The organism is Phyllobacterium chamaecytisi (genome assembly GCF_020164455.1).
GTDB classification, from domain to species: Bacteria; Pseudomonadota; Alphaproteobacteria; order Rhizobiales; family Rhizobiaceae; genus Phyllobacterium; species Phyllobacterium chamaecytisi.
Genome location: NZ_JAIQWW010000002.1, coordinates 158,015 through 181,654, shown reverse-complemented (window position 1 = coordinate 181,654; position 23,640 = coordinate 158,015). Strand labels below are relative to the sequence as shown.

Below are 23,640 nucleotides of genomic sequence, written 5' to 3'. Positions count from 1 at the left end.
TCTGCGAAGGCAAATGAAAATGCAGAGACTTTTGAACGCCGGGGACTTTCGCGACGCCGCCCGGAGAGCTCTTCCCAAGGCGCTCTTCGAATATATCGATCGTGGAACTGAAGATGAGAATGCCCTGCGAAGCCTTCGAAATAGTCTCGATTCTATCAAGCTCATTCCAAGTGTGCTGACTGGCCACCCTGAGCGCGAACTGAGAACCGAAATTCTCGGTGAAACGACAGCGATGCCGTTGGTTGTGGCGCCGACGGCCCTGGCTGGACTGGTCTCACACAATGGCGAGATCAAACTTGCCCGAGCGGCTGAGCGGATGGGCATCCCGGTTTGCATCTCCACACAATCCATCACGACCATCGAAGAGATCCGCGCCGGAGCGCCTCGAGCCAGCCTTTGGTTTCAACTTTACATGTGGAAGGATAGAAACCTGTCGCGCGCGCTTCTCGAACGTGTGGAAAAGGCAGGTGTGACGACACTGGTCGTGACGGCCGATACCCCCGCAAGTCCGAAGCGGGAATACAACCATCGGAACGGTTTTTCGATCCCGATAAAGTATTCACTGCGGCTTGGCCTGGATGTGGCGCTCCATCCGCGTTGGCTATGTGGGGTCCTGCTTCGCTATCTCCTCGCAACTGGTATGCCCACCTATGGCCATTATCCGCAGGAATTCCGTAGCGCAGTCACCCGACTTTCCATCGCCGAAGCCGTCCGCCTGGAGAACCTTCTGAACTGGGACGACATCCATCAGCTTCGACGCTGGTGGAAAGGTAAACTTGTCATCAAGGGTGTTCTTGGCGTTCACGATGCCTATCTAGCAAAGGCTGCTGGAGCCGACGGGATCGTGGTGTCCGCTCACGGTGCCCGCAATCTTGATATTGCACCCGCGCCGATCGACGTTCTTCCGGGAATCGCAGATGCTGTTGGCCACGATCTTGACGTTCTTGCGGATAGTGGCGTGAAGCGCGGAAGCGACGTCCTGAAGTATATCGCAAATGGCGCCAAGTCAGTAATGATTGGTCGGCTGCCGCTATGGGGGCTCGCCACAAATGGTGAGGCGGGAGCCGAGGATCTACTTGCCATGCTCCGAGATGAAATCGATGTCACTTTGACAATGCTCGGGCTTCGGCAGCCAAGTGAATGTGGTGCGGCGCTGCAACGAAATGCGGAGTCTGGCGCCCGCCGTCTCCGATACATAGTATGATTGCCTTGACGAATCCAAACCGCTAACGCAATTTGAGGCTTGCTAATCTAACAGATTGCAAACAAACGATGTTTGTGCTTATATTGAATGAACATTCAATAAGTAAGAGCGAATTTATGCAGGTTAATCAGCGCGATTTGACGATTCCGAACAACTGGGACCGCCGGGGATTGCCGGCCTGGAGCTACAGCAGTCCGGCCTTGCTCGAGCTCGAGAAGGAATACGTATTTCGAAGCCATTGGCAGATAGCCGGGCATGTCTGCGATGTGCCGAATGTCGGCGACTACGTCGCGCTTGATATCGTGGGCGAGCGGGCTCTGATCGTGCGTGGCAAGGACGGCGAAATCCGTGCCTTTCACAATATCTGCCGTCACCGGGGATCTCGCGTCGTCACCGACAACAAGGGAACATGCAACAACGCGCTGGTCTGTCCCTTCCATGGCTGGGTTTATAACCTCGACGGCACCCTCAGAGGCGCGTCGCGTCCGCGCTCTTTCCCGGAGATGGACAAAAACGAATTCGGTCTGTTGCCACTCGAACTTGAAATCTGGATGGGTTTTATCTTCATCCGTTTTCTCGAGAGCGCGCAGCCATCGGTTGCGACATTGATGAAGCCGTTCGAAGCGGAAATTGCAAACTACAAGATCGCGGATATGGTTTCCGCGGGTTACTGGACGCAGAAATCGCCCGTCAATTGGAAGTCGGTGCGCGATGTCGACAATGAAGGCTACCACGTGGCAATGGCACATCCGGCGCTCCAGGATCTCTACGGCTCGACCTATTACGACGAGCCATTCGTCAATGGCGTGTCGCGATCTTTCGCCAGCTATAATCCCCATGCGGGACGGCGCTGGAGTGTGCGCAACTATATCAATCTGGCACCGGAGGCGACGCATCTGCCCGAGGACCTGCGCAACGCGTGGATCTATTACGGGATTTTCCCGAATTCTGTGATCTCGGTTACGCCTGAAGGAGCGCAGTATTATCAGGAGTTTCCGTTGTCGACGGGCGAGACCCTGTTGCGCGGCGCTGTATTCCGCCACAAGGATGAGACACGGCAGCAGCGGGCCGCCCGTTATCTCGCCTCGCGCATCGATCGCGAGACGAGTTCGGAAGATGTTCAGCTGACGAAATGGTCAAATGAATCGATGCTGTCGAAATCGTTCTCGGGATTCTATCTCTCGGACCTCGAATATGGCGTGCGTTCGCATCACGATCACCTGCGCAATGTGCTGCCCATACTGAGGGTCGAGAAGGCGCCGGCAGAGGCCGACGTGCCGTTGCTCAATGCGCAACTGGCTGCGCAGAGCTAATTGCCGACAACGCGCAATAAAAAACCCGGCGTAGTTGCCGGGTTATTTGTCGTTAGCCGGATTATCCTTGCCAGACGCCCTCATGCCGCAGATCGTCCATCGTGCGCGAAATCCCTTCGCGCAGAATACCGACCATATCGTCGATCTGTTCGCGGGTAATCACCAGCGGCGGCGACATCACGCACATATTAATGAGCGGTCGCACCAGAAGGCCGAGTTCATGACAATGTGCGTCGATGCGCATTCCGACATTCGTATCAAGCTGGAGCGGATTCTTGCTCTCGCGGTCGGCAACACACTCGACGCAGGCCATCAAACCTATCCCGCGAACCTCACCAACCAGGGGCAATTCCTCAAGCGTCTTCAGTTGCTGCTGAAAATAGGGCGCTACGGACTGCGTGTGCGCAAGGATGCCATCCTCGAGCAGATCGAGATTGGTGAGAGCCACAGCGCAGCCCACAGGATGGCTGGTGTAGGTCAGTCCATGCGCATACATCGCTGTCGGGTGGTTCGAACGGCGCAGTTCTTCAAGAAGACGCTCTGAAATGACCATGCCGCCGAGCGGAAAATAGCCGGAGGTGACACCCTTTGCAAAGGTGATGATGTCCGGATCGATATCGAATACATCCTCGGAAGCGAAGACATGCCCAAGTCTGCCAAAGGCCGTGACCACTTCGTCAGCGATAAACAGTATTTCATTGTCCCGGCATATCTTGCGGATGCGCGGCAGATAGTTTTCGGGCGGTAGAATGACGCCGCCTGAAGCCTGGACCGGCTCGCCAATGAAAGCGCCGATCTTGTCGGCACCTACGCGGCGGACCGTCTCCTCGAACTCGGCGACCAGCATGTCCGAGAATGCAGCTATACTCATGCCTTCGGGACGGCGGAATGCATTCGGGGATGACAATTTGACGACGAGTTCGTCTGCCCCATCCATCCAGTCGCGATCCCGCGGACGCCCATTCAACGACGCCGAAAGATAGGTAGAACCATGATAGGCGCCGCCCCGCGACAGGATCAGCTTTTTCTCCTGCCGGCCGCGTGCATTGTTGAAAAACTGCATGAAGCGAAGTGCGCTTTCGACAGCTGTTGACCCGCCCGTGGTGAAGAAGACGTGATTGAGGTCGCTGGGAGCATAGGCAGCGATGCGCTCCGCGAGCACCGCCGAAGGCTCGTTCATCGTATACCAGGGCGTGTTGTAGGAAAGCTGCATGGCCTGGTCGTACATGACGCGCGCCAGCTCCTCGCGGCGGTGTCCGATATTGACACACCACATGCCTGCAGGCCCGTCGATAAGCCGCTTGCCCTCGCCGTCGGTGATGTAAATTCCCTCGCCGCCGCTGATCAGCGATCTGGCCTCGGCGCCGATTTCTCCGGCCCAGGGCCATGGCTGAACAAGATGCCGCTTGGCCAGATCGATCGTCTCGTGATTTGCCCGCGCCGCTGCCACCCCGGCTGCCCGTATCTGTTTCACCGCCGCCATTGTTCCCTCGCCCTATTGCCGGGGTTTCCCGGTTTAAAATCATATTCAATTATCGGAAATCAATAAGATTTCTCTCATCATATTGAATGTTCGTTCAATCAATATGTCAGAAATAGCACTTGATTTCAATCCACGGATAGGCGCATGATGCAAGAAAGATGGCACCAAAGGGAACGTGCCGCGTGAACCGAATGAATGGGAACAATATGCTCCGGTACCTGATGGCATATCACGCGCGTGGTCCGTTCGAATGACGGCACCGGCGGAAGGGATCGCCGCACTGCCTGTTGTGCGCAAACAAAGAAATCCTGTTCTGCAATCAGAAGCTGCGCGTGGTCTCGGGCTGATCAGCCCGACGTTTATTTATGCGGTGATCTTCCTGGTCATTCCAATTGTTCTAGTCATTGCCAACAGTTTCTGGACACAAAACTACCTGACGATCGACCGGACCTTCACCCTCGAAAATTATCGCGTGGCGCTGACCGATCCCATCTACCGCGATCTTCTGATGCGATCGCTGTGGATTTCCCTTCTGGTCAGCTTCTTTACATTCGTCCTAGCTTATCCCATCGCTTTCTTTATCTCGTTCCATGGCGGCAAGCATAAGGGCCTCTGGCTGTTCCTGATCACCATTCCGTTCTGGACAAGCTATCTGCTGCGGGTGATGTCGTGGAAGGTCATCCTTGGTTATAACGGCGTTCTCAATGCTACGTTGATGGGTCTGGGAATCACCAATGGCCCGTCGGATGCATTCCTTTACAACACCAGTGCAGTCGTGATCACGTTGACCCACGCGTGGGCAACATTCGCGGTGCTGCCGATCTTCGTCTCGCTGGAAAAAATCGACCGCTCGCTTGTCGAGGCGGCGACCGATCTCGGCGATGGGCCATTGCGGCGGTTCCTGCGAATAACCTTACCCCTGTCGGCGCCTGGGATCATCTCTGCAACACTCATCGTGATGATCCCGACCGTCGGCGACTTCGTGACGCCGCGTCTCGTCGGCGGCAAAGACGGTGTGATGATTGCCAATGCCATCCAGGCTCAGTTCGGCAAAGCCGCAAACTGGCCGCTCGGCGCAGCGCTCTCGGTGACCACCATGGCGGTGGTGACTGCCATGGCCGCCTCTGTTGTTCTCGTGATCCGCATGGCAGCGAGGCGAATCCGATGAAGACATTGCGGAACTTTGCACCAAGCTGGCTGAAAACTTATGCTTTTCTATATGTCATCTTCCTTTATCTGCCGGTGATTTTTCTGCCGATCTTTTCGATCAACACGTCGGCGACACCGAAGTTTCCCCTGAGCGGTTTCACCTTCAAATGGTATGGCGACCTCACCCGCACACCGGCACTAACCGATGCGGCATGGAACAGCTTGCTCGTCGGCGTCTCTGCGTCCCTGTTGAGCACCATACTCGGCATATGCGCCGCGCGCGCCATTACGCGCTACCGCTTTCCCGGCAGGCGCACGATCAATGGCCTGCTCATGGCACCACTGGTCCTGCCAGAGATTATCGTCGCAGTCTCGATGCTGCTTGTCATGCTTCAACTCGGTCTTAGCCTATCATTGATCACAGTCGTATTCGGTCATGTCCTCATCTGCATCCCATATTCGCTGAGTGTGCTGACTTCAGGTTTCGAAGGTTTCGACAGGAGCCTTGAGGAAGCCTCCTCGGACCTTGGCGAGAGCGCCTTCGGAACGTTCCGGCGTGTGACGCTGCCTATGGTTTCGCCTGCAATCATTTCGAGCCTGCTTGTCTCCTTCACTATCTCGCTCGACGAGTTCATCATGGCATTCTTCCTGACCGGAACCGAAGCAACTTTGCCAGTCTACATCTGGGGTCAGTTGCGATTTGCCGCCAAACTGCCGGGCGTCCTCGCGCTTGGTACACTCCTCCTCGCTGGTTCGATTATCCTTTTGACCATCGCAGAAATCGTGCGACGCCGCGCAAGCAATCGCACCCAGAATATGGGAGGCATGATTGCCTGAACGCTCTATGATCGAGATTTCGCGTGTGACGCGCAGCTACGGGGCCTTCAAGGCGCTCGATGAGACGTCCCTGACAATCCGCGAGGGTGAGTTCTTCTCGCTTCTCGGCCCTTCCGGGTGTGGCAAGACCACGCTGCTCCGTATGATCGCGGGCTTCGACACGCCGACAAGCGGATCAATCTCGGTCGATGGCCAACCGATGGACGGCATTCCCGCCAATCGGCGGCCGACCAATATGGTGTTTCAGAGCTACGCCATCTTTCCGCATCTCAATGTCGAACAGAACGTGTGCTACGGGCTGAAACGGCTCCGCCTTGGAGCAGACGAAGAAAAGCGCCGTGTCGAAGAAGCGCTGTCGCAAGTATCACTGACCGGGCTTGGGAAGCGCGGTGCGACCGAACTGTCCGGTGGACAGCGCCAGCGTGTTGCGCTCGCCCGCGCGCTCGTCATGCGCCCGAAGGTGCTCCTCCTTGACGAGCCTCTTTCAGCCCTCGACAAGAAGTTGCGCGAGCAGATGCAGGTCGAATTGCGGCGGCTGCAGCAGGCCGTCGGCATCACATTCATTCTCGTCACACACGATCAATATGAAGCGTTGGCGATGTCCGATCGCATCGCGGTCATGTTCGGCGGGAAGATCGCGCAGGTCGCATCGCCGAAAGAGATCTATCAGCGGCCGGTCAACTGCCAGGTAGCCGACTTTCTCGGTGGCATGAACTTCGTCAAAGCTGAGATTGTCGAGGAGAATGGCGCTTCGATGATCTTGGATACGCCAGGCTTCGGGCGGGTGAAAACCGATAAGCCGGCTGCCTTTGTCAGCAACGGCAAAGGCGCGACGCTAGGGATAAGGCCAGAGCGCCTGCGCGTCCTGTGGGATGATGCGACAGACAAATACGAGGTGGCCGGCAAGGTGGTCGATCGGCACTACTTCGGCGAGATAACGCATCTGGTCATCGAGATACCGGGTTTTGACAAACCGCTCTCGGTGACGGAAACCAATAATTTTGGCGCTGACGACATTCCTGTGGGCGCCCCGATCCGTCTTGCCTACGACCCCGACGCGTTGGTGGCACTCGCCGACTGAAATCGCTCGATGATGGGCTGGGCCGCCAAGCGGCCAGCAATGATCGCTCCTTCGATATAGCCGGGAAACGATGGCGAGAGTTCCGACGAGGCAAAGGTGATGCCGGCGGCGCCGCGGCGCAGCGTGTTTTCGGATTCCGTCGCGTTCATGACCTCGACAATGTCCGAATAGCCACCACCACTCCACGTGTCGTCGATCCAGTTGCGAAGCAGGATGTCCAGCGGCGCGCCAGCCTCTGGTCCAAGCGCCACCACCAGTCTCGACACCACCTCCTGTTTAAGCGCCGCTTCACCCTGGCTTGACCACTCGACAGCGATGGGTCCTCCGACGAACACCACAAGCGCCGGGTGCTGGTCATCATGGCTTGCATCGCAAGCATAGAGCCCGCGCGGATCGACCCAGATGACACTGCCGCTGAGGCCCGTCCTCCGCCAGAACGGTTGGGAATATCGTATGAGCAACTTGACGACTGTGCCGCTCTTCCAGGAGGCAAGCGCGTTGTTTATTGCCTCCGGCAACGAGGGATGAAAGATGATCCTGCTCGCCATTACAGGCGGCACAGCAATGATGACCTCGTTGGCCGAATAAGCCCCGGAGACAGTGCGGACCGTGAAGCCGGATGCAGTCGTCTCGACACTGTTGACGGGCTCACTCAATAGCAGCGATTTCCCCAGCGACCGCGCCATATCCGCTGCCAGCGAATGCATCGTTTCCTTGAGGAAATACTGAAGTTCGGAGACTTTGTTGGTGATACGCCGGTCGTTATCGACAATAAACCACAATGGAACAAGCTCAGCCGGTACGCACCATAGACCTTCGATCAACGACAGAAATCGCATTTTTGCGGCGGGGTCGGCCTGTTGGCTGTTGACCCATGCGCGGACGGTCAAACCAGACAGCGCTGGATCGGTCGGATCCAGCTTCCGCAGGCGGCGACGCAGAGCCATCGATCCTGCGGAAACTTTTTCCGCATCATGCCTGCCGTGCGGCGGCGGTTGGGCGACGGTGTCACCGCGTGTAGATGTCTCAACCAACGTCTTGCCGTGGGTCCGCGCCAAGGCCATGATCTCGGGCATGTCATCGCAGATGAACTGACCTCCCGTATCGTAGAGGTCATCGAGGTCGTTCATTTTTGCCTCGACGCGGCCGCCAACCCTGTCTCGCGCCTCAAGCAGGACAAAGTCGATGCCCGCGCGTTCCAACTCCGTCGCCGCCGACAGGCCGGTAAAGCCTGCACCGACGACGACAACGCGCGAGGGAATGTCAGCGCTCAATACCCAGCCTTGATCTTCTCGAATTCAGCGATCATCTTCGCCTTCAACTCGTTGGGAAGCGGCGACTGGAACAAGGTATTCTCGGCGGATTTATCGTTGTTGGCATAGCCTTTTTCCTCCAGCAGTTTCGGATCGACCGATGCCATGCCCTTGGCGTTCGCCATGCCATATCCCCAGTCGTTCACCATATAGGTCGCGATTGCCGGATCATTGACCGCATTGAGAAAATCATAGGCTTTTGCTTCGGATCCGGGCGCATCCTTGAAGCGGACATAACCGCAAACCCAGGTTGAATTGCCTTCGTCCGTATCGGGCTTTCTGGCTGCCGGCGTACCCGCGAGCGTGAGTTGCGTCGCTGCATCGTTCCATGCCCAGGCCAGATCGACTTCCCCGCCGCCCATCGCCTGCACGATCTCGGTGGTATCTGTCCAATAGAGCCGTACGTTTTTATGGACCTCACGAAGAAAATCCGACGCCTGCTTGAATTGGTCGTCAGTCATCTGCGTCCAGTCCTTCAAACCGATCGCGAGACTGGCCAGGGCATAAGCATCATCGACATTGTCGCCGATAGACACGCGGTCCTTGAACTTCGGATCGGCAAAGGCTTTCAGCGATTGCACGTCCTTCGCGTCGATCTTGTCGGTATTATAGGTCAGCGACGTATTCCCCCAATCCCAGGGCATGAACCACGCCTTGCCGTCCGCTGTGGTTGCGAGCTCCTTCATCGCCATGATGTTCGGCGCAAGATCATTCCAACCGGTAATCTTCGTCGTATCCAATGGTTGTAGCAGGCCAGCTTCGCGCCACTTCTTCACACTCTGCGAGCATGGATGTCCTAGGTCCGACTTGAAGCCGGAACGCACCTTCTCGAAGGCTTCATCCTCGTCGCCAAAAAAAGCGAATGTTGGAGACTCACCATTCTTGGCGACATAGCCGGGGTGGAACGAGGGTTCCTCATATCCTGCCCAGTCAAAAACGATGAGATCCTTGTCTGCGGCGATTGCGATCGTCGCGACCGCGGCCGAAAGCCCGGCGGCTACTCCGAGTATGATGCCAAGATGGCGGCCCGATTTCTTCATGCTCATTCCCCTTATTGTTAACCGTTCATGCGGTTTTCTTTGTCGGTAGGGCTTCTCTTGAGAAGTGTTTTGGAAATACGGAGGCCAGGTAGTCGCAGGCGGCAAAATGGGCCGATTCTCGCGTCACATCTTCGGTCCCCATCATGAGACGCAGCCATAGGCCCTCAAGCATCGCGCTTAGTCCAAGCGCTGTTGCCGTGGCATCGAACGAATAATCGCCGTCAGCCTTGAGTTTTCTGCAAATGTCGATGATCACGTTCTGATAGGCTTGGTCCCGCGCGCCGCACAGAGCCTGATAGGTCGGCCGGGATTTCGCCTCCCCCCAAAAGGCACACCAGGCGGCAAGCTTTCTCTTGTTGCAGATGGCACGATCGAAATCCGAGGCGACAACGCTGGCAAGTTGCCGGGCAGGATCATCGCCGCCCTTTGCCAGGGCGTTGCGCCAGTGAACGGAATACTCCTCCGACATGAATTGCAGCGTGGCGATGAGCAGCTTTTCCTTGCTCTCGAAATGGAAATTGACGATGCCGCGCGAAAGACCGGCACCATCGGCCACGTCCGCCATAGTCGTCTCGGAATAGCCGCGTTTGGCAAGCGAATCGATCGTCGCCTCGATAAGCTGCAACTGCCTGGTCTCCTTCGAAGCCTTTCTGCCGCGCTTCTCCGCGTCCTTTTCCTTGATCGGTGTGACTTTCATGCTTGACCTCTTTTGCATCTGGCCGGTCTGCAACTCACGCCCGGCATCTTCATGCCGATGAGTGAAGTGAAAGTCGTCATTGTCAAGCTCGCCCTGCATCGTTTCCAAGCCCGGATGATCTCCGCCTCCGTCAACGGCGTACCGCCCACAATCCAGCTCAACAATACCCAAAGTCGTCCATAACGCAATCATATTTGTTGAACATTCATTCAATATCTGCTGGACAAGCTATTATTTCTCGTGTGAATTATGGGGCAAGAACAGTGGGAACGGGTATCGAATGAAAAAATGGGACGCCATCGTCATTGGCGCGGGACACAATGGTTTGGTCAATGCGTGCTATTTGCAGCGCGCTGGACTCGATGTGCTCGTGCTGGAGAAGAACGACTGGATCGGCGGCGCCGCGACCAGCCGGTCTCTCACCCCGGGTTTCCTGTATTCGAACTGCTCTTACGTCTGTTCGCTGTTCCGGCCCGAAATCATGCGCGACCTCGAACTGCCGCGCTTTGGTTTGCAGGTCATCTCGTATGAGGGCGGCGCAGTGTTCACCCAGGACGGCGATTACCTGGCCAACTATCGCGACCATCACGCGCACCGTCGAGAGTTCGCGCGTTTCTCGCCACGCGATGCCGAAGCCTATGATCGATATGCGCGCGACGTGACGAGACAGTGCCGGTTCATACAACCGTTGCTCATGCGCACTGCTGCCGATCCAACGACCTTCCGGCCGCGCGATATCTCGGAGTTGATGTATCTCGGCAAGAAGTTTGCCGGTCTCGGCGCCACGGAGATGGCCGATACACTGCGCTTCTGGACGATGTCGATTTCGGATTTTCTCGATGAGTATTTCGAGACAGACGTGATCAAGGCGAATTTCGCGCTGTCCGGAATCATCGGCACGGCGCTGGGGCCAATGTCACCGGGTACGGCCTATGTGCTGCTGCATCATTACATGGGCGAGGTTGACGGATCTGTCGGTGCTTGGGGTTATGCCCGCGGCGGCATGGGTGCGGTTACAAAGGCGCTCGCCGCGTCGTTCGAGGCCTCCGGCGGCACGATCCGCACCGGCGTCGAAGTCGATCACGTTCTCGTCAAGAATGGTTCCGCCAAGGGTGTTGTGCTCGTCGACGGGGAAGAAATCCCCGGGAAGATGGTCATTTCGAACGCCGATGTGAAAAGAACTTTTCTCAAGTTGGTCGAGGAGAAGGAACTCCCCGATATTTTCCTGCGCCGCGTAAAGAACTTCAAGATGCGCGGATCATCAGGAAAGGTGAATATCGCGCTCGATTCCATGCCGGAGTTTCCGGCACTTCCAAAAGATTCGCCGGTCTATCGCGGCGACATGCACTTCACCGACAGCGTGGAACGCATGGAGCGCGGATATGATGACTGGAAGGCCGGGCGCTGGTCGGCCGATCCTTTCCTGGACATGGTCATTCCAACAACGCTCGATCCGACGATGGCGCCGCCCGGCAAGCACTTCATGAGCTGCTTCGTCCAATATTGCCCACCCAAGGTGGAAGGCAAGGAGTGGACAGACGCTGACCGCGATGCTTTCGGCGAGACGGTGATTTCGCAGATCGCCGACTATTCTCCGGGTTTCCGTGATCGCATCATACATATGGAAGTGCGCACCCCGCGCGAACTCGAAGCGGAAGTCGGCCTGACGGAGGGCAATATCTTCCAGGGCGAATTGACCTTCGATCAGTTGCTGTTCAACCGCCCTGTCCCCGGCTACGCGCAATACCGCTCGCCGGTCGACAGCCTTTACATGTGCGGTTCCTCCACACATCCAGGCGGCGGCGTCATGGGAGCACCCGGACGCAACGCTGCAGCTGAAATCCTGCGTGATCTGTCACGCGGCACAAAACATATGAGTCCCGCCCATGACGTCATTTGATGCGATCGTCATAGGTGGCGGCCATAACGGCCTCGTTGCTGCCGCTACCCTCGGGAAAACCGGCAGAAAAGTCCTCGTACTTGAAGCAGAGCGTGAAACCGGCGGTGCTGCGCGCACCGAGGAATTCGCACCAGGTTTTCGGACGTCTTCAGTAGCCCACCTGATTAACAGGTTGCATCCTGAGGTAATCAAGTCTCTGGAGTTGCAGAAGCACGGCCTGAAACTGGACACGTCCCCTTTGATGCCGACCACCGTGCTTTCAGCAAAAGGTGCACCACTTACCCTGATCGGCGCTTATGGTGAAACTCTCGTCGGCGCGTCAAAGCCGGAACAGGAGGCGTGGAGCGGACTGCGCAGTCAGCTCTTCCGCTATGCCGGGATCCTGAAGCCCCTGCTCGCGCGCAGACCTCCCGATTTGGGCGGCATGTCCTTTGCAGAAACGTCGGCGCTGGCCATGACCGGCATCTCCCTGCGCCGGCTCGGCAAGGAGGACATGCGCGATTTTCTGCGCATGCTGCTGATGAACGTCGCCGATGTGCTGGACGAACATCTCGAAGACGATCGGTTGAAAGGTCTTCTTGCTTTCGATGCCACGCTTGGCAGCCATCTTGGACCGCGCTCCCCGACCTCCCTGCTCGGGCTCTATTACCGGCTTGCGGGCGAAATTGGTGGCAAGCCCGGCGCGCAGATGCATCCCGTCGGCGGTACCGGCGCCGTGGTCAAGGCAATCGAACTGGCCGCAGAGCAGGCTGGCGTGGCCATCCGCTCGAATGTTCCCGTCGCCAGGATCATCATCGAGAATGGCCGGGCTGTCGGTGCCTTGCTGGAGAGCGGTGAGGAAATCCGGGCGAAAACGGTTGTATCCGCCATTAGTCCTCGCACGACGTTTCTCAATCTTGTTGGGACCCGCGAGATCGATACAGGATTTGTCCGAAGGATCAATAATATCCGCGTCAATGGCGATGCCGCGAAACTGCATCTGGCCTTGGACAGAATTCCGCAATTTTCAGGCCTGCGCGCACCCGAGTTGAATGGACGGCTGGTTATCGCGCCTTCCGTCAATCACGTGGAGCGCGCATTCAATCCCTCCAAATACGGAGAATTCTCGCCCGAGCCCGCCATGGAGATAACCTTGCCAAGCTTGCTCGACCCATCGCTGGCGCCCGACGGGACGTGCACCCTCTCCGCCATCGTTCAGTATGCTCCCTATGTGTTGAAGGAGGGTTGGACCGCGGGCAAACCGAAGTTCCTGAAGGCAATTCTTGCACAGCTGGAGGCATATGCCCCAGGAATCGGCAAATCGATCCTCCACGCCGAACTCCTCACGCCGCTGGATATTGAACAGCGTTACCGCATGCCGGGTGGACATTGGCACCACGGAGAACTGCAGGCTGATCAGATGTTGATGTCCCGTCCCGTTTTCGGCGCTGAAGGCTATGACACGCCTATTGACGGACTTTATCTTGCAAGTTCCGGCTCCAATCCGGGCGGCGGTGTATCCGGCGTCCCGGGATTGAACGCGGCGCGACGCATCATTGCGAGGAATGGATAACGTCATGAAGCACAGCGACCCAAAAAAGCTGCTGATGGCGAGAGCCGCCTCACAGGATCATTTCCGCACGCCTCGCATCGCCTCGCCGTTTCAGCCGCGCATCGAGGCATTGATGCGAACGGAGGAGTGGTACGACTGGGCAGGCTACAAGGCTCCTCTATCGCTTTGGGACGAAGAACTCGAGTATTTCGCCATTCGCAGCCAGGCCGCGCTGTTCGATATTTCGCCAATGGTGAAATATCGCATTGAAGGACCGGATGCCGAAGCATTCCTGAACCGGGTTACCCTTCGCGATGTCAGGAAGTTGAAGCCCGGCAGAGTTCACTATACGGCCTGGTGCAACGATGAGGGCCACGTGCTCGATGACGGAACGCTTTTCCGCCTGACGAGTGATCGGTTTCGTCTTTGCAGCCAGGAACGGCATTTACCCTGGCTGCTCGATAGCGGCATCGGGTTTGACGTTAGCATTATCGAGGAGACCAAGTCTGTCGCGGGCTTGGCTCTGCAGGGCCCCGCGTCATTTGCGGTCCTGCGCGACGCGGGCTTCAACGGCGTCGACGCGCTGAAAATATTCGACCTTGCTGAATTTGAGCACGACGGCGAAAATGTCACGATCTCGCGAACTGGTTTTACCGGCGATCTTGGCTATGAACTGTTCGTAGACCAGAAAATGGCTCTCAGTCTTTGGGATAGGTTGTGGCAAGCAGGAGAACCCCGTGGCTTGCGCGCGATAGGCTATGCCGCACTCAACCGGGCGCGGCTCGAAGCAGGGTTGATCGTCGCCAACTCGGATTTCATAACCGCCGAGCACGCCATCCGCGCGGACCGGGTGCGAATGCCGGATGAGATTGGCCTCGGATTCATGATCGATATGGAAAAGCCCCACTTCAACGGGCGGCGTGCCATCCAGCAGGCTCGAGCTAGTGGCGGCCTCCAGCACGTCCTTGTGGGGCTTGAAATCGAGGGGAATATCCCTGCCGAACACGCCATTGTGTACCATCAGGGCAAGCGCGAGATAGGACTGGTCAGCGCGGCGATATGGTCGCCGATGGCCAAGCGCAACATTGCGCTAGCCAGCCTGGAGCGGCCCTACGGCGACACCATAACCGGCGATCTGTGGGTCGAGATCTATGCCATGCGCGAGTTGCGTTATCAGAAACTGATGAAGCGGGCCAAGGTGGTGCCGAGGCCCTTCATCAAGCTCGATCGACGCACTGCGAACCCACCTGGGGATTTCTGACATGTCTGCGGACGAAGTAGAGCGAGAACAGTGGGCCTTGATCAACACGCCGCTAGGGCAGGAGTGGTCAGGCCGCGCCCGTTATGCCGCCGCCATGTACTTCAATCGGCGGGGCGAAATGGATGCGGAGACATTGGAGATCTATCGCATCTGTTCGCGTCTCGATTGGGAAGATCCTCTTGCGATCCTGAGATCTCATTCTATCGGAAGCGACTGGTTGGCACGGTTGGAGCGAATTGATAAGTAGTTTAAATGGTAAAATGGCAACACATATTAAATAACCCGCATGCAACTACCGCTATATCAAACATTTTCTTTGACGGTTCAACTAAATTTTGCCTAGATTGATAACAAACATGAGGGGAACAACGATGAATATCAGAAGCTTTTTACTCGGATCGATTGCAACTCTGGTTGTAGCTTCAGGCGCACGAGCTGCAGATGCAGTTGTTGTTGCTGAACCGGAGCCCGTCGAATATGTGCGTGTTTGCGATGCATACGGCACCGGCTTCTTCTATATACCGGGAACTGAGACCTGCCTGAAGATCGACGGCTATGTGCGTTACGATGCTGCAGCCGGCGACAACCCCTATGATGGAACCAATGTCGGCGCCAAGGGCAACGAGACCTGGTACAAACTCACCCGTGCAGAGGTTCGCTTCGACGCCCGCTCCGAAACCGAACTGGGCACATTACGCTCCTATGCCGAGACCCGCCTTGAGTATGAGAATGGCGTCTCCACCGGCGGTACACTCCCGCAAGCCTGGATCGAACTCGGCGGCTTCCGCATTGGTACAGCCGATGAACTTTTCGGATCATTCGTCGGCTACGCCGGCAATGTCCTCAACGACGATGTGATCAACTATCAGTCAGGCCAGAGCAATCAGGTCAGCTATACCTTTACAGGCGGCAATGGCTTCTCGGCCATGATCGGCGCTGAACAAGGCCAGGATGATGTTACCGGTCTCGGCGGACAATATGTCATCGAGGACTATATGCCTCACGTTCTCGCCGGTGCGAAACTCGAGAAGGATTGGGGCGGCGTTTCCGGTGTCGTCGGCTACGACTCCAATGTCGAGGAATTTGCCGGCAAGCTCCGGCTGGACGTTACGATCAACGACAAATTCTCGGTCTTCATCATGGGCGGCTATCAATCCGGCTATGACAATGACTTCGATCCTGCGACAGGCGATGTCGATCAATTCAACCGCAACTGGTTTGGCACATGGGAGGGCGATTGGGCTGCGTGGGGTGGCTTCACCGCAAAGGTCGCCGAAAAGGCAACTCTCAATGGCCAGGCGGCATGGGAAGACGAAGGCACCTACGCCTTTGCACTCAACGTCGAATACGAACTGGTTCCCGGGTTCGTAATCACACCGGAGCTCAACTACACCAAATTCGATGGCGCTCGCGAGGCGTTCTCGGTTGCCAATGGCGGCGATGACGATGCTTTCGGCGGCACCATCCGCTTCCAGAGGAATTTCTGAACCCTCACAGGCGCCCATTTTGAAGACATGAAAGCGGCCTGATCTCTCAGGCCGTTTTTGCATGAAGCAAAGCGCCCCGGATGCTCTCATCTGGGTACAGCGGCCGCGACCTCGATCGCAGCGGCGACCCTTTCGACGTCGGGCAATTGAAGAACACTGGTGGCGACGCGTATGAAATTGATCGGCTTCATGGAGAATTTTGAGCCTGGATGAACGGCGATGCCGCGGGACGCCAGGGTTATCAGCGCAAAGTTCTCCGACATGACCGGGACGAGCACGCTCAACCCGTCTCCGGTATCAATTCTTATGTCACGCCGGAGCAATTCCGAGGCAAATGCTTGCCGGCGCTCCCGATATATCGTCCTGGCCCGACGGATAATTTCATCCGTCGAGGGGTCCTGAAGAAGCCAGGATGCTGCAGCCTGCAAAATCCTGCTCGTCCAGCCTGCGCTGAAGCTTCGATACGATTGAATCTGTTCGACGATACGCGCTGAACTCGACAACACGGCCAGCCTCAGATCGGGCCCGAGGGTTTTCGAATGGGAAAGGATATGGATGACGCGGTCCGGAAAACGCCGACCCAGTGACTGCCGGGCCCCCTCTGAAATATCGCCGACACCATCGTCTTCTATGATGAGCGTTTCGGACTCCTTGAGCACGTCGCCCAGCGCTTCAAGCCTTTCCGCCGTCATGGAGGAGCCGGTGACGGAATGCACCCTGGGCTGGAAAAGAAACGCCACGGGTTTTTCTTTCAACGCTTCCCTGAGCGCGTCCGGAAGTGGTCCGTGCACGTCGCATGCAACCGGGATGATCGGGACGTCGAGATCCTCCAGAATATCCAGAAGCCGCATTGCCGTCGGGTCTTCTATTGCAACTGGCGAACCTGCAGGCACCAGTGCATGGAGCAAGGTGTATACGGCGTTATACCCTCCATTGGTTGCCAGGAATGCACCCGGATCATATGGCCAGGATGGACGAACCGCGTCTTCCAATTCGGGCAGAATGCGAACCCTTTCGTAGCTGTTGAGCGCTTCGGCCTTCGCTCCATGCACCAGAGCAGCTTCCAGGGGCGGAAGCAAAGACCTATCCGGCGACGCCGTCGCGAGTTCCAGGGTGTCCGGCACGTAGTTGCCTATGTTCACGAGGCGCGTCGGACGAGGCGCAAATCGGTCGCCCATCACCCAGGCGCCGTTCCTACCTCTCCCCCCAATGATCTTATGGCGGCGCAGATCGGCCCAGGCGATGGATACCGTCGCCGGACTTATACCCAGCGTGAAGGCGAGATCGCGGACGGACGGCAGTTTGGTTCCGACCGGCAGCGATCCCGAGCGGATCATCGCGCCGGTTTCAAGCGCAATGCCACGCGAGGTGCGATCGCCAAGACGATGAGCAAACCATTGGGCGTCGAATTGATCCGTCATCATCTGAACTTTAAATGTTTAATGTCATAATAACATTTGATTGCATCAACATAAACATTTACGGAGGTCTAGTCAAACCGCCGGTATGAGGAAATCCATGCGCGTTCCCATCAAAATTGCCACCCGCGATTGGGACTATCTGACTCCACTGATTTTCGGCGACGTCCCGTCGGATCGGATCGAACTGCAGGTGGATCGCGTCGGAACATTGATCCCCGATCTTGCTTCGAGCGAGATCTATGACGCCGCGGAAGTTTCCTTCAGCCGCTACACCTCCGCCATGGCCGAGGGCGCGGAAACCATCGTCGGCATTCCTTGCTTTATCATGCGCGGCTTCCGCCACAGGTGCATTATCACCACCGAAGCGAGCCCTATGACCCGGTTGTCCGATCTTGCCGGGAAGCGGATCGGCGTTACCGGCTGGCGCGACTCCGGCAATACCTGGACGCGGGCTGCCCTGCGCAGGGAAGGCGTCGGTATCGAAGATGCATTCTGGTTCGCCGGTCGCCTGACGGCCAACCACCCCATCGTCGATCGGCTCGACGGCTTTGGCCAGCCCGGCAGGATCGAGGCGGCTCCCGGTGAACGTCCCATGCTGGAACTGTTGGCGAAGGGCGAGCTCGATGCGATCTTCACTCCCTTCATGCCTGACGGCTATTTCGAGAACGGAGCGGGGCTTCGCCAATTGTTGCCGGACTTTGCAGCCGCCGAAAAAGCCTATTTCGACGAAGTTGGATATGTGCCCGGCATGCACATAATTGCGATCAAGACAAAGCTGGTCCATGATCATCCATGGCTAGCCGACGAATTAACCCGCCTTGTCGACGAAAGTCAGCGAGTCTGGACCTCGAAGCGACGCAAATATGCCGAGACGACGCCGTGGATGTTCGACGAACTGCTGCGCTCGGCGCGGGACTTGCCGCCGACGTGGAACGAAAGCGGACTGGACGCGAATTTCGGGATGATCGAGGATTTCGTTACCGAATTGCGTGAACAGGGTATCCTGCAGTCCGAGCTCACGCCTCATTCGCTTTTTCCGTTCGAATCTACGCGCCGCGCAGGCGCCGCCTGAAACAATTTTACAGAGGAGTGTACCGTGAAGAAATCGATCCGCATTCTCACCTCACTGGTGGCGGCTCTGGCCGCAACCGCTGCATGGGCTCAGGACATTCAGAAACAAACTCAAAATGAAGAGTTGCGCGCGCGCCTGCCACAGGACATCCGCGACGCGGGCAAGATGGTCGCCGTCAATAACGGCTCCTTCCCTCCCTATGAAATCGTCACGGGAACCGAACTTACCGGCGCGACCAACGATATCTCGATCGCCATCGGCGAATTGCTCGGGATCACCATCGATCATGCATCCGTGGCCGGCCTTCCGGCCCTGCTCAGCGGCATCAATTCCGGCCGCTACCAGTTCGCCATGGGCCCGGTGGGCGACTATCCCGACCGCCAGAAGGCCAATGACTTCATCGACTGGGCGCGCGAATACGTCGTCTTCGCCGTGGAGAAGGGCAATCCGAAGGGCATCACGTCGCTCGATGCGTCTTGCGGCAAGCGCATCGCAGTGATGGCCGGCGGCTCGGCGGAAAAGGTCATCAAGGAACAATCGGGAAAATGCGTGGCGGCGGGTAATCCGGCGGTGGAGGTTCAGTCCTTCACCGACCAGCCGAGCTCGATCCTGGCCGTTCGGTCGAAACGCTCCGACGGGTTCTTCTCTTCACAGGCTCCCTTGACCTATTTCGTTCAGCAAGCCAACGGCCAGCTCGAGCTGGCCGCCGTAGGCCAGGCCAACGGGTTCAAAGACATATATCAGGGAGCCGTGGTGAAGAAGGCCTCGCCACTGGGCGGCGTGCTGCTCGACTCATTCAAGATCCTGATCAAGAACGGCACCTACGCCCAGATCATGAAGAAGTGGGGCCTCGACAGAAATTTGATCGACACTCCCGGCATCAATCAGGGGCAGTAGAGGACGATGTCCGGTTCCGCGTCGATCCAACCCGATGACAGGCTGCGCGACGTCAAACTCGCGCATGTGCCGTTCCCCATCACACGCCTTGCCCTTTGGATATTCACCCTGGCCGTCGCTTTTGGCTTCGCCTACATCGTAGCGATCAATCCGAATTTCGGCTGGCCGGTCGTTGCCCAATATCTCTTCGACCCGACGGTCATGCAGGGCCTGTGGGTGACACTCGGCCTGACGGTCGTCGCAATGATCATCGGCGTGGTGCTCGGACTCATTCTCGCTATTGCACGTATGTCGAACGACAGGCTGGCGTCATCCCTGGCCAACCTGTTCATCTGGTTCTTCCGCGGAACACCGCTGCTCGTGCAGCTTATCTTCTGGTACAACATGTCGACGCTGTTTCCACGCATTTCCATCGGAATCGCGAGCTGGGATACGAACGACCTCATTACGCCGTTGACCGCAGCCATTGTCGGGCTGGCCCTGAACGAAGCGGCTTATATGGCGGAGATCATTCGCGGCGGCTTGCTCTCGGTGGATAAGGGTCAGGCCGAGACGGCGGAAGCCTTCGGCATGAACAGGGCGCGCGCCTTGTGGCGCATCATCATTCCGCAAGCGATGAAGTCCATCGTGCCGCCGACCGGCAACCAGCTTATCAGCATGATCAAGGCGACCTCGCTTGTCAGCGTCATCGCCATGGCCGATCTCCTCTACTCGGTCCAGTCGATCTATAACAGGACGTTCGAGATCATCCCGATGCTGCTGGTCGCCGTGCTTTGGTATCTGTTCATCACGTCGATCCTTAACGTCGGACAGAGCGCCATCGAACGCTATTACAATCGCGGCGATCGTGGGGCGACGGCTGCGGACAGGACAAAGGCGAACGCCACGCCCATCGCAGGAGCCGCCCATGAGCACGTCTGAAACAAGCCTGGTCCGGGCCCGCAATGTTCACAAGGCGTTCGGCCCGCTGGAAGTCCTCAAGGGCATTGATCTCGACGTCGCGCCCGGAGAAGTGGTTGTGATCCTTGGTCCGTCAGGTTCGGGAAAATCCACCTTCCTACGCTGCATCAACCACCTTGAGGCGATCGACCAGGGGTTCATAGAAGTCGACGGAGAACAGATCGGCTATCGGCTCAGGGACGACCGGTTGATCAAGCTTTCCAATCGCGACATCGCCGTGCAGCGCAGCAAGATCGGCATGGTGTTCCAGCAGTTCAATCTCTACCCGCACATGACGGCGCTGCAGAACGTCATCGAAGCGCCTATCGGCGTCCATGGCCAGAATCGGCACGAGGCTGTCCGCTACGCCAAGGAACTTCTCAACCGCGTCGGGCTGGCGGAAAAGATGGACGCCTATCCGCGCCAATTGTCGGGCGGGCAGCAGCAGCGCGTGGCGATCGCCCGTGCGCTGGCAATCCGACCCAGGCTGATGCTGTTCGACGAGCCAACATCAGCCCTCGATCCGGAACTGGTGGGCGAGGTGCTGGCCACCATGCGCGACCTTGCCAAGGAAGGTTTGACCATGATCGTGGTCACCCATGAGATAGGTTTCGCCAAGGAAGCGGCGGACCGCGTTGTGTTCATGGACGGAGGCGTTGTCGTCGAAGAGGGTCCCCCGGCCGAGGTCCTTACCAATCCATCTCATCCCCGCACCAGAAGTTTCCTCAGCCGCTTCATCTAACCGGTGGCCGAACAAAACACGGAAGACAGTCTCATGCCACAAACTTCAAATGAGTTCGCTCGCATTGCGGATTTCGACGATCGGACCGCCGAGCTCATCGAGACGCGCAGGCATCTGCACGCACACCCGGAACTCTCGTTCGAGGAGCATGAAACGGCCTCCTACGTCGCCGATCGCCTGGAACGCTGGGGTTACGAGGTGACCCGCAATGTCGGAGGTCTTGGCGTCGTCGGTCGGCTGCGGCAGGGTGCAGGCGGACGCAGCATCGCCATTCGCGCGGACATGGATGCCTTGCCCATCATGGAAGCGACGGGCCTGTCCTATGCCAGCACGACCGCTGGCAAGATGCATGCATGCGGCCATGACGGCCACACGACAATGTTGCTCGGCGCGGCCGAATATCTGGCGCGTACCCGCCATTTCAACGGCACGGTCAATCTGATCTTCCAGCCTGCCGAGGAAGCCGGGAAGGGTAGCGGCGCCCAGGCTATGATCAAAGACGGGCTTTTCGATCGATTCCCCTGCGACGCGATCTTCGGCTTGCATAATCATCCCGGCGCACCTGCCGGCACCTTCCTGATGCGGGCGGGTCCGTTGATGGCCGCCTCCGACACCGCGACAATCACCATTGTGGGACGCGGCGGCCATGCTTCGCGCCCGCATTTGACGGTCGACCCGATCGTGGTCGCAGCCAACATGGTCATGGCGCTGCAGACCGTCGTATCCCGCAACGTAAATCCGATCGAGACTGCGGTCGTGACGGTCGGAACCATCCATGGCGGCACGGCGTCGAACGTGATCCCCGAAACGGCCGAGATCGTAGCCAGCATTCGGTCCTTCTCGCCGGAGGTCCGTGACATGCTGGAGCGGCGCGTGCGTGGCATCGCAACGTCGATCGCCGAAGCGCATGGCGCCAGCGTTTCCATCGACTATGAGCGCGGGTACCCCGTCGTCATCAACTCGGACAAAGAAACAGCCTTCGCTGTCGACGTCGTCACCGAGCTGGTGGGCGACGCCAAAGTGGGAGTGTGCCCCATGATTCCGGGTAGCGAGGATTTCGCCTATTTCCTGGAACACAAGCCAGGCTGCTTCCTGCGCCTCGGCAATGGCGAGAACTCGCCGATCCTGCACAGCTCGAAGTACGACTTCAACGACGACAGCCTGACCACGGGCGCCGCCATGTGGGCCCGGCTCACCGAGCGATTTTTATCGTTGTAGCCTCACCAAATTCCAGACATGCAAACTCGCAGCCGCCGCTGCGTCTGAAGGAGCGGATAAGTCTACTCGATTGCCGTCACCTCGGCACCGCGGATCCGGAGTTCTGGAAGGATACTATACGAGCCGCTCAGCAACCCGATCGGCAGTATGGCGAAGGCATTGGTGCCGGCCGGCATGTTTGCGATTCGCTCGACGAAAAGCGCACGTAGGCGATCGGCATCCATGAAATCGGTCGGCGTAAAAATTCCCTTGGCGGCGATTTCCTCTCCAAGGCTGGCGATCTCTGCGCTCTTGCCGGCCTTGTAGAGTTCATCGAGGTATTCACCAATGGGCCCGATACGACGGCGCAGGTCAAGAAGATAGGCGATCGAGGCTGGGCCGACCGAATTGATGATCTCCAAAGTCAGGGGCTTTTGCATCGACTGCATCTCGCCGTCGGAGGCGAGCGTCTTGACAGCACGCCCGATAGAAACGCCATAATTCGCGAGCTCGAGGCCGATACTCGGCGCGTCGGGAGTGAAGGAATGCTGTCCTTCACCAATGAGAAGCAAGCCCACCTCGAAACCGGAAAGCCTCTCGATCGCATTTCCCGCTTGCGGCGTTGAGAGGATGGTCTTGAGTTCCTCCTGATTGGGCTGCGTCAGGCGGGGGAAGACGGGCTCAAGATCGCTGTTCTTGAACTTTGTGGTAGACAGAGTGAGGCTCGGGTTCATATCTATCAGAACCAATTTGGATTGGTCTATCAGACGCTTTCCCTCGGCCATGATGTCCGGAAAGAAATCACCGCGGACGCGCACATAACCGAAGAGCACAATATCTTGCGACGGGAATTTGGCGCGCCAAAATAAGGAGCTCTTCCCATTTGCCGCTCGTGACATCTCCGGCAAGGAGAGCACAACCATAAGAGCCGCAAATTGGCGGCGGTTAATGCGCATGGTTGCCTCCTCGTTGATCCGTCCCATGGCCTCGTCGATGGCGGTGCTTTCGCAATTGAATTAACCTCGTGAAACAGCATTTGTTCCGGTTGTCACCAAATTCCGGATCGCAAAGCGTCA

At 57.6% G+C, this 23,640-nt stretch carries 21 protein-coding genes; 15 read left to right on the top strand and 6 right to left on the bottom strand.

Annotation, left to right across the window (positions count from 1 at the left end; genetic code table 11):
- The first annotated feature begins 19 nt into the window (after nucleotides 1–19).
- Nucleotides 20–1,204 carry an alpha-hydroxy acid oxidase gene (locus tag LB462_RS04580; protein WP_224506184.1) on the top strand — a complete coding sequence of 395 codons (1,185 nt, stop codon included), beginning with the start codon at nucleotides 20–22 and terminating at the stop codon, nucleotides 1,202–1,204.
- A gap of 116 nt (nucleotides 1,205–1,320) precedes the next feature.
- Nucleotides 1,321–2,517: an aromatic ring-hydroxylating oxygenase subunit alpha gene (locus LB462_RS04575; protein ID WP_224506183.1), complete on the top strand. Its 1,197-nt coding sequence runs from the start codon at nucleotides 1,321–1,323 to the stop codon at nucleotides 2,515–2,517.
- A gap of 61 nt (nucleotides 2,518–2,578) precedes the next feature.
- Here the strand turns inward: LB462_RS04575 and LB462_RS04570 are convergent, their stop codons facing one another.
- Nucleotides 2,579–4,000 (bottom strand): aminotransferase, encoded by a 1,422-nt coding sequence (locus tag LB462_RS04570; RefSeq protein WP_224506182.1) that lies wholly within the window; start codon nucleotides 3,998–4,000, stop codon nucleotides 2,579–2,581.
- A gap of 250 nt (nucleotides 4,001–4,250) precedes the next feature.
- Here LB462_RS04570 and LB462_RS04565 point away from each other — a divergent pair, with 250 nt between their 5' ends.
- The 3 genes from LB462_RS04565 to LB462_RS04555 are packed head-to-tail and all read left to right on the top strand — an operon-like array spanning nucleotide 4,251 to nucleotide 7,067.
- Nucleotides 4,251–5,168 carry an ABC transporter permease gene (locus LB462_RS04565; protein ID WP_224506181.1) on the top strand — a complete coding sequence of 306 codons (918 nt, stop codon included), beginning with the start codon at nucleotides 4,251–4,253 and terminating at the stop codon, nucleotides 5,166–5,168.
- The gene (locus LB462_RS04560) at nucleotides 5,165–5,986 is read left to right on the top strand and encodes an ABC transporter permease (protein ID WP_224506180.1); all 822 of its coding nucleotides are present in this window, start codon (nucleotides 5,165–5,167) and stop codon (nucleotides 5,984–5,986) included. Before LB462_RS04565 ends, LB462_RS04560 begins: the two co-directional genes overlap by 4 nt.
- 7 nt (nucleotides 5,987–5,993) lie before the next feature.
- Nucleotides 5,994–7,067, top strand: coding sequence for an ABC transporter ATP-binding protein (locus LB462_RS04555; RefSeq protein WP_224506363.1), 1,074 nt, complete (start codon nucleotides 5,994–5,996; stop codon nucleotides 7,065–7,067).
- Here the strand turns inward: LB462_RS04555 and LB462_RS04550 are convergent.
- From LB462_RS04550 to LB462_RS04540, 3 genes are read right to left on the bottom strand one after another with little or no spacing between them, the layout of a single operon-like run.
- On the bottom strand, nucleotides 7,031–8,341 hold the full coding sequence (locus tag LB462_RS04550; RefSeq protein WP_224506179.1) for a flavin monoamine oxidase family protein: 1,311 nt from the start codon (nucleotides 8,339–8,341) through the stop codon (nucleotides 7,031–7,033). The genes LB462_RS04555 and LB462_RS04550 overlap by 37 nt on opposite strands.
- Nucleotides 8,338–9,420: an extracellular solute-binding protein gene (locus LB462_RS04545; RefSeq protein ID WP_224506178.1), complete on the bottom strand. Its 1,083-nt coding sequence runs from the start codon at nucleotides 9,418–9,420 to the stop codon at nucleotides 8,338–8,340. Before LB462_RS04545 ends, LB462_RS04550 begins: the two co-directional genes overlap by 4 nt.
- A gap of 25 nt (nucleotides 9,421–9,445) precedes the next feature.
- Nucleotides 9,446–10,135 (bottom strand): TetR family transcriptional regulator C-terminal domain-containing protein, encoded by a 690-nt coding sequence (locus LB462_RS04540; RefSeq protein ID WP_224506362.1) that lies wholly within the window; start codon nucleotides 10,133–10,135, stop codon nucleotides 9,446–9,448.
- Nucleotides 10,136–10,397: 262 nt separating this feature from the next.
- Here LB462_RS04540 and LB462_RS04535 point away from each other — a divergent pair, with 262 nt between their 5' ends.
- The 5 genes from LB462_RS04535 (at nucleotide 10,398) to LB462_RS04515 (ending at nucleotide 16,296) form a co-directional block, all read left to right on the top strand.
- Nucleotides 10,398–12,017, top strand: coding sequence for a phytoene desaturase family protein (locus LB462_RS04535; protein ID WP_224506177.1), 1,620 nt, complete (start codon nucleotides 10,398–10,400; stop codon nucleotides 12,015–12,017).
- Entirely contained in the window at nucleotides 12,004–13,569 is a 1,566-nt protein-coding gene (locus LB462_RS04530) for a phytoene desaturase family protein (protein ID WP_224506176.1), read from the top strand. Before LB462_RS04535 ends, LB462_RS04530 begins: the two co-directional genes overlap by 14 nt.
- Before the next feature lie 4 nt (nucleotides 13,570–13,573).
- The gene (locus LB462_RS04525) at nucleotides 13,574–14,809 is read left to right on the top strand and encodes an aminomethyl transferase family protein (RefSeq protein WP_224506175.1); all 1,236 of its coding nucleotides are present in this window, start codon (nucleotides 13,574–13,576) and stop codon (nucleotides 14,807–14,809) included.
- Between the two features lies 1 nt (nucleotide 14,810).
- Complete coding sequence (locus LB462_RS04520; protein WP_224506174.1) at nucleotides 14,811–15,056, top strand: hypothetical protein; 246 nt, start codon at nucleotides 14,811–14,813, stop codon at nucleotides 15,054–15,056.
- A gap of 124 nt (nucleotides 15,057–15,180) precedes the next feature.
- Nucleotides 15,181–16,296 carry a porin gene (locus LB462_RS04515; protein WP_224506173.1) on the top strand — a complete coding sequence of 372 codons (1,116 nt, stop codon included), beginning with the start codon at nucleotides 15,181–15,183 and terminating at the stop codon, nucleotides 16,294–16,296.
- 86 nt (nucleotides 16,297–16,382) lie between these two features.
- On the opposite strand, the gene LB462_RS04510 is transcribed toward LB462_RS04515, so the two are convergent.
- Nucleotides 16,383–17,717 (bottom strand): aminotransferase-like domain-containing protein, encoded by a 1,335-nt coding sequence (locus tag LB462_RS04510; protein ID WP_224506361.1) that lies wholly within the window; start codon nucleotides 17,715–17,717, stop codon nucleotides 16,383–16,385.
- A gap of 97 nt (nucleotides 17,718–17,814) precedes the next feature.
- Here LB462_RS04510 and LB462_RS04505 point away from each other — a divergent pair, with 97 nt between their 5' ends.
- Genes LB462_RS04505 through LB462_RS04485 form a run of 5 tightly spaced genes read left to right on the top strand, consistent with a single transcriptional unit; the run spans nucleotide 17,815 to nucleotide 22,585 of the window.
- Entirely contained in the window at nucleotides 17,815–18,789 is a 975-nt protein-coding gene (locus tag LB462_RS04505; RefSeq protein WP_224506172.1) for a substrate-binding domain-containing protein, read from the top strand.
- 54 nt (nucleotides 18,790–18,843) lie between these two features.
- Entirely contained in the window at nucleotides 18,844–19,686 is an 843-nt protein-coding gene (locus tag LB462_RS04500) for an ABC transporter substrate-binding protein (RefSeq protein WP_255626473.1), read from the top strand.
- A gap of 6 nt (nucleotides 19,687–19,692) precedes the next feature.
- The gene (locus tag LB462_RS04495; RefSeq protein WP_224506170.1) at nucleotides 19,693–20,607 is read left to right on the top strand and encodes an amino acid ABC transporter permease; all 915 of its coding nucleotides are present in this window, start codon (nucleotides 19,693–19,695) and stop codon (nucleotides 20,605–20,607) included.
- Nucleotides 20,594–21,367: an amino acid ABC transporter ATP-binding protein gene (locus LB462_RS04490; protein WP_224506169.1), complete on the top strand. Its 774-nt coding sequence runs from the start codon at nucleotides 20,594–20,596 to the stop codon at nucleotides 21,365–21,367. The genes LB462_RS04495 and LB462_RS04490 overlap by 14 nt, the downstream gene beginning before the upstream one ends.
- A gap of 33 nt (nucleotides 21,368–21,400) precedes the next feature.
- Complete coding sequence (locus LB462_RS04485; RefSeq protein ID WP_224506168.1) at nucleotides 21,401–22,585, top strand: M20 aminoacylase family protein; 1,185 nt, start codon at nucleotides 21,401–21,403, stop codon at nucleotides 22,583–22,585.
- A 62-nt stretch (nucleotides 22,586–22,647) separates the two neighbouring features.
- Here the strand turns inward: LB462_RS04485 and LB462_RS04480 are convergent, their stop codons facing one another.
- Nucleotides 22,648–23,520 (bottom strand): hypothetical protein, encoded by an 873-nt coding sequence (locus LB462_RS04480; RefSeq protein WP_224506167.1) that lies wholly within the window; start codon nucleotides 23,518–23,520, stop codon nucleotides 22,648–22,650.
- Nucleotides 23,521–23,640: the final 120 nt, after the last annotated feature.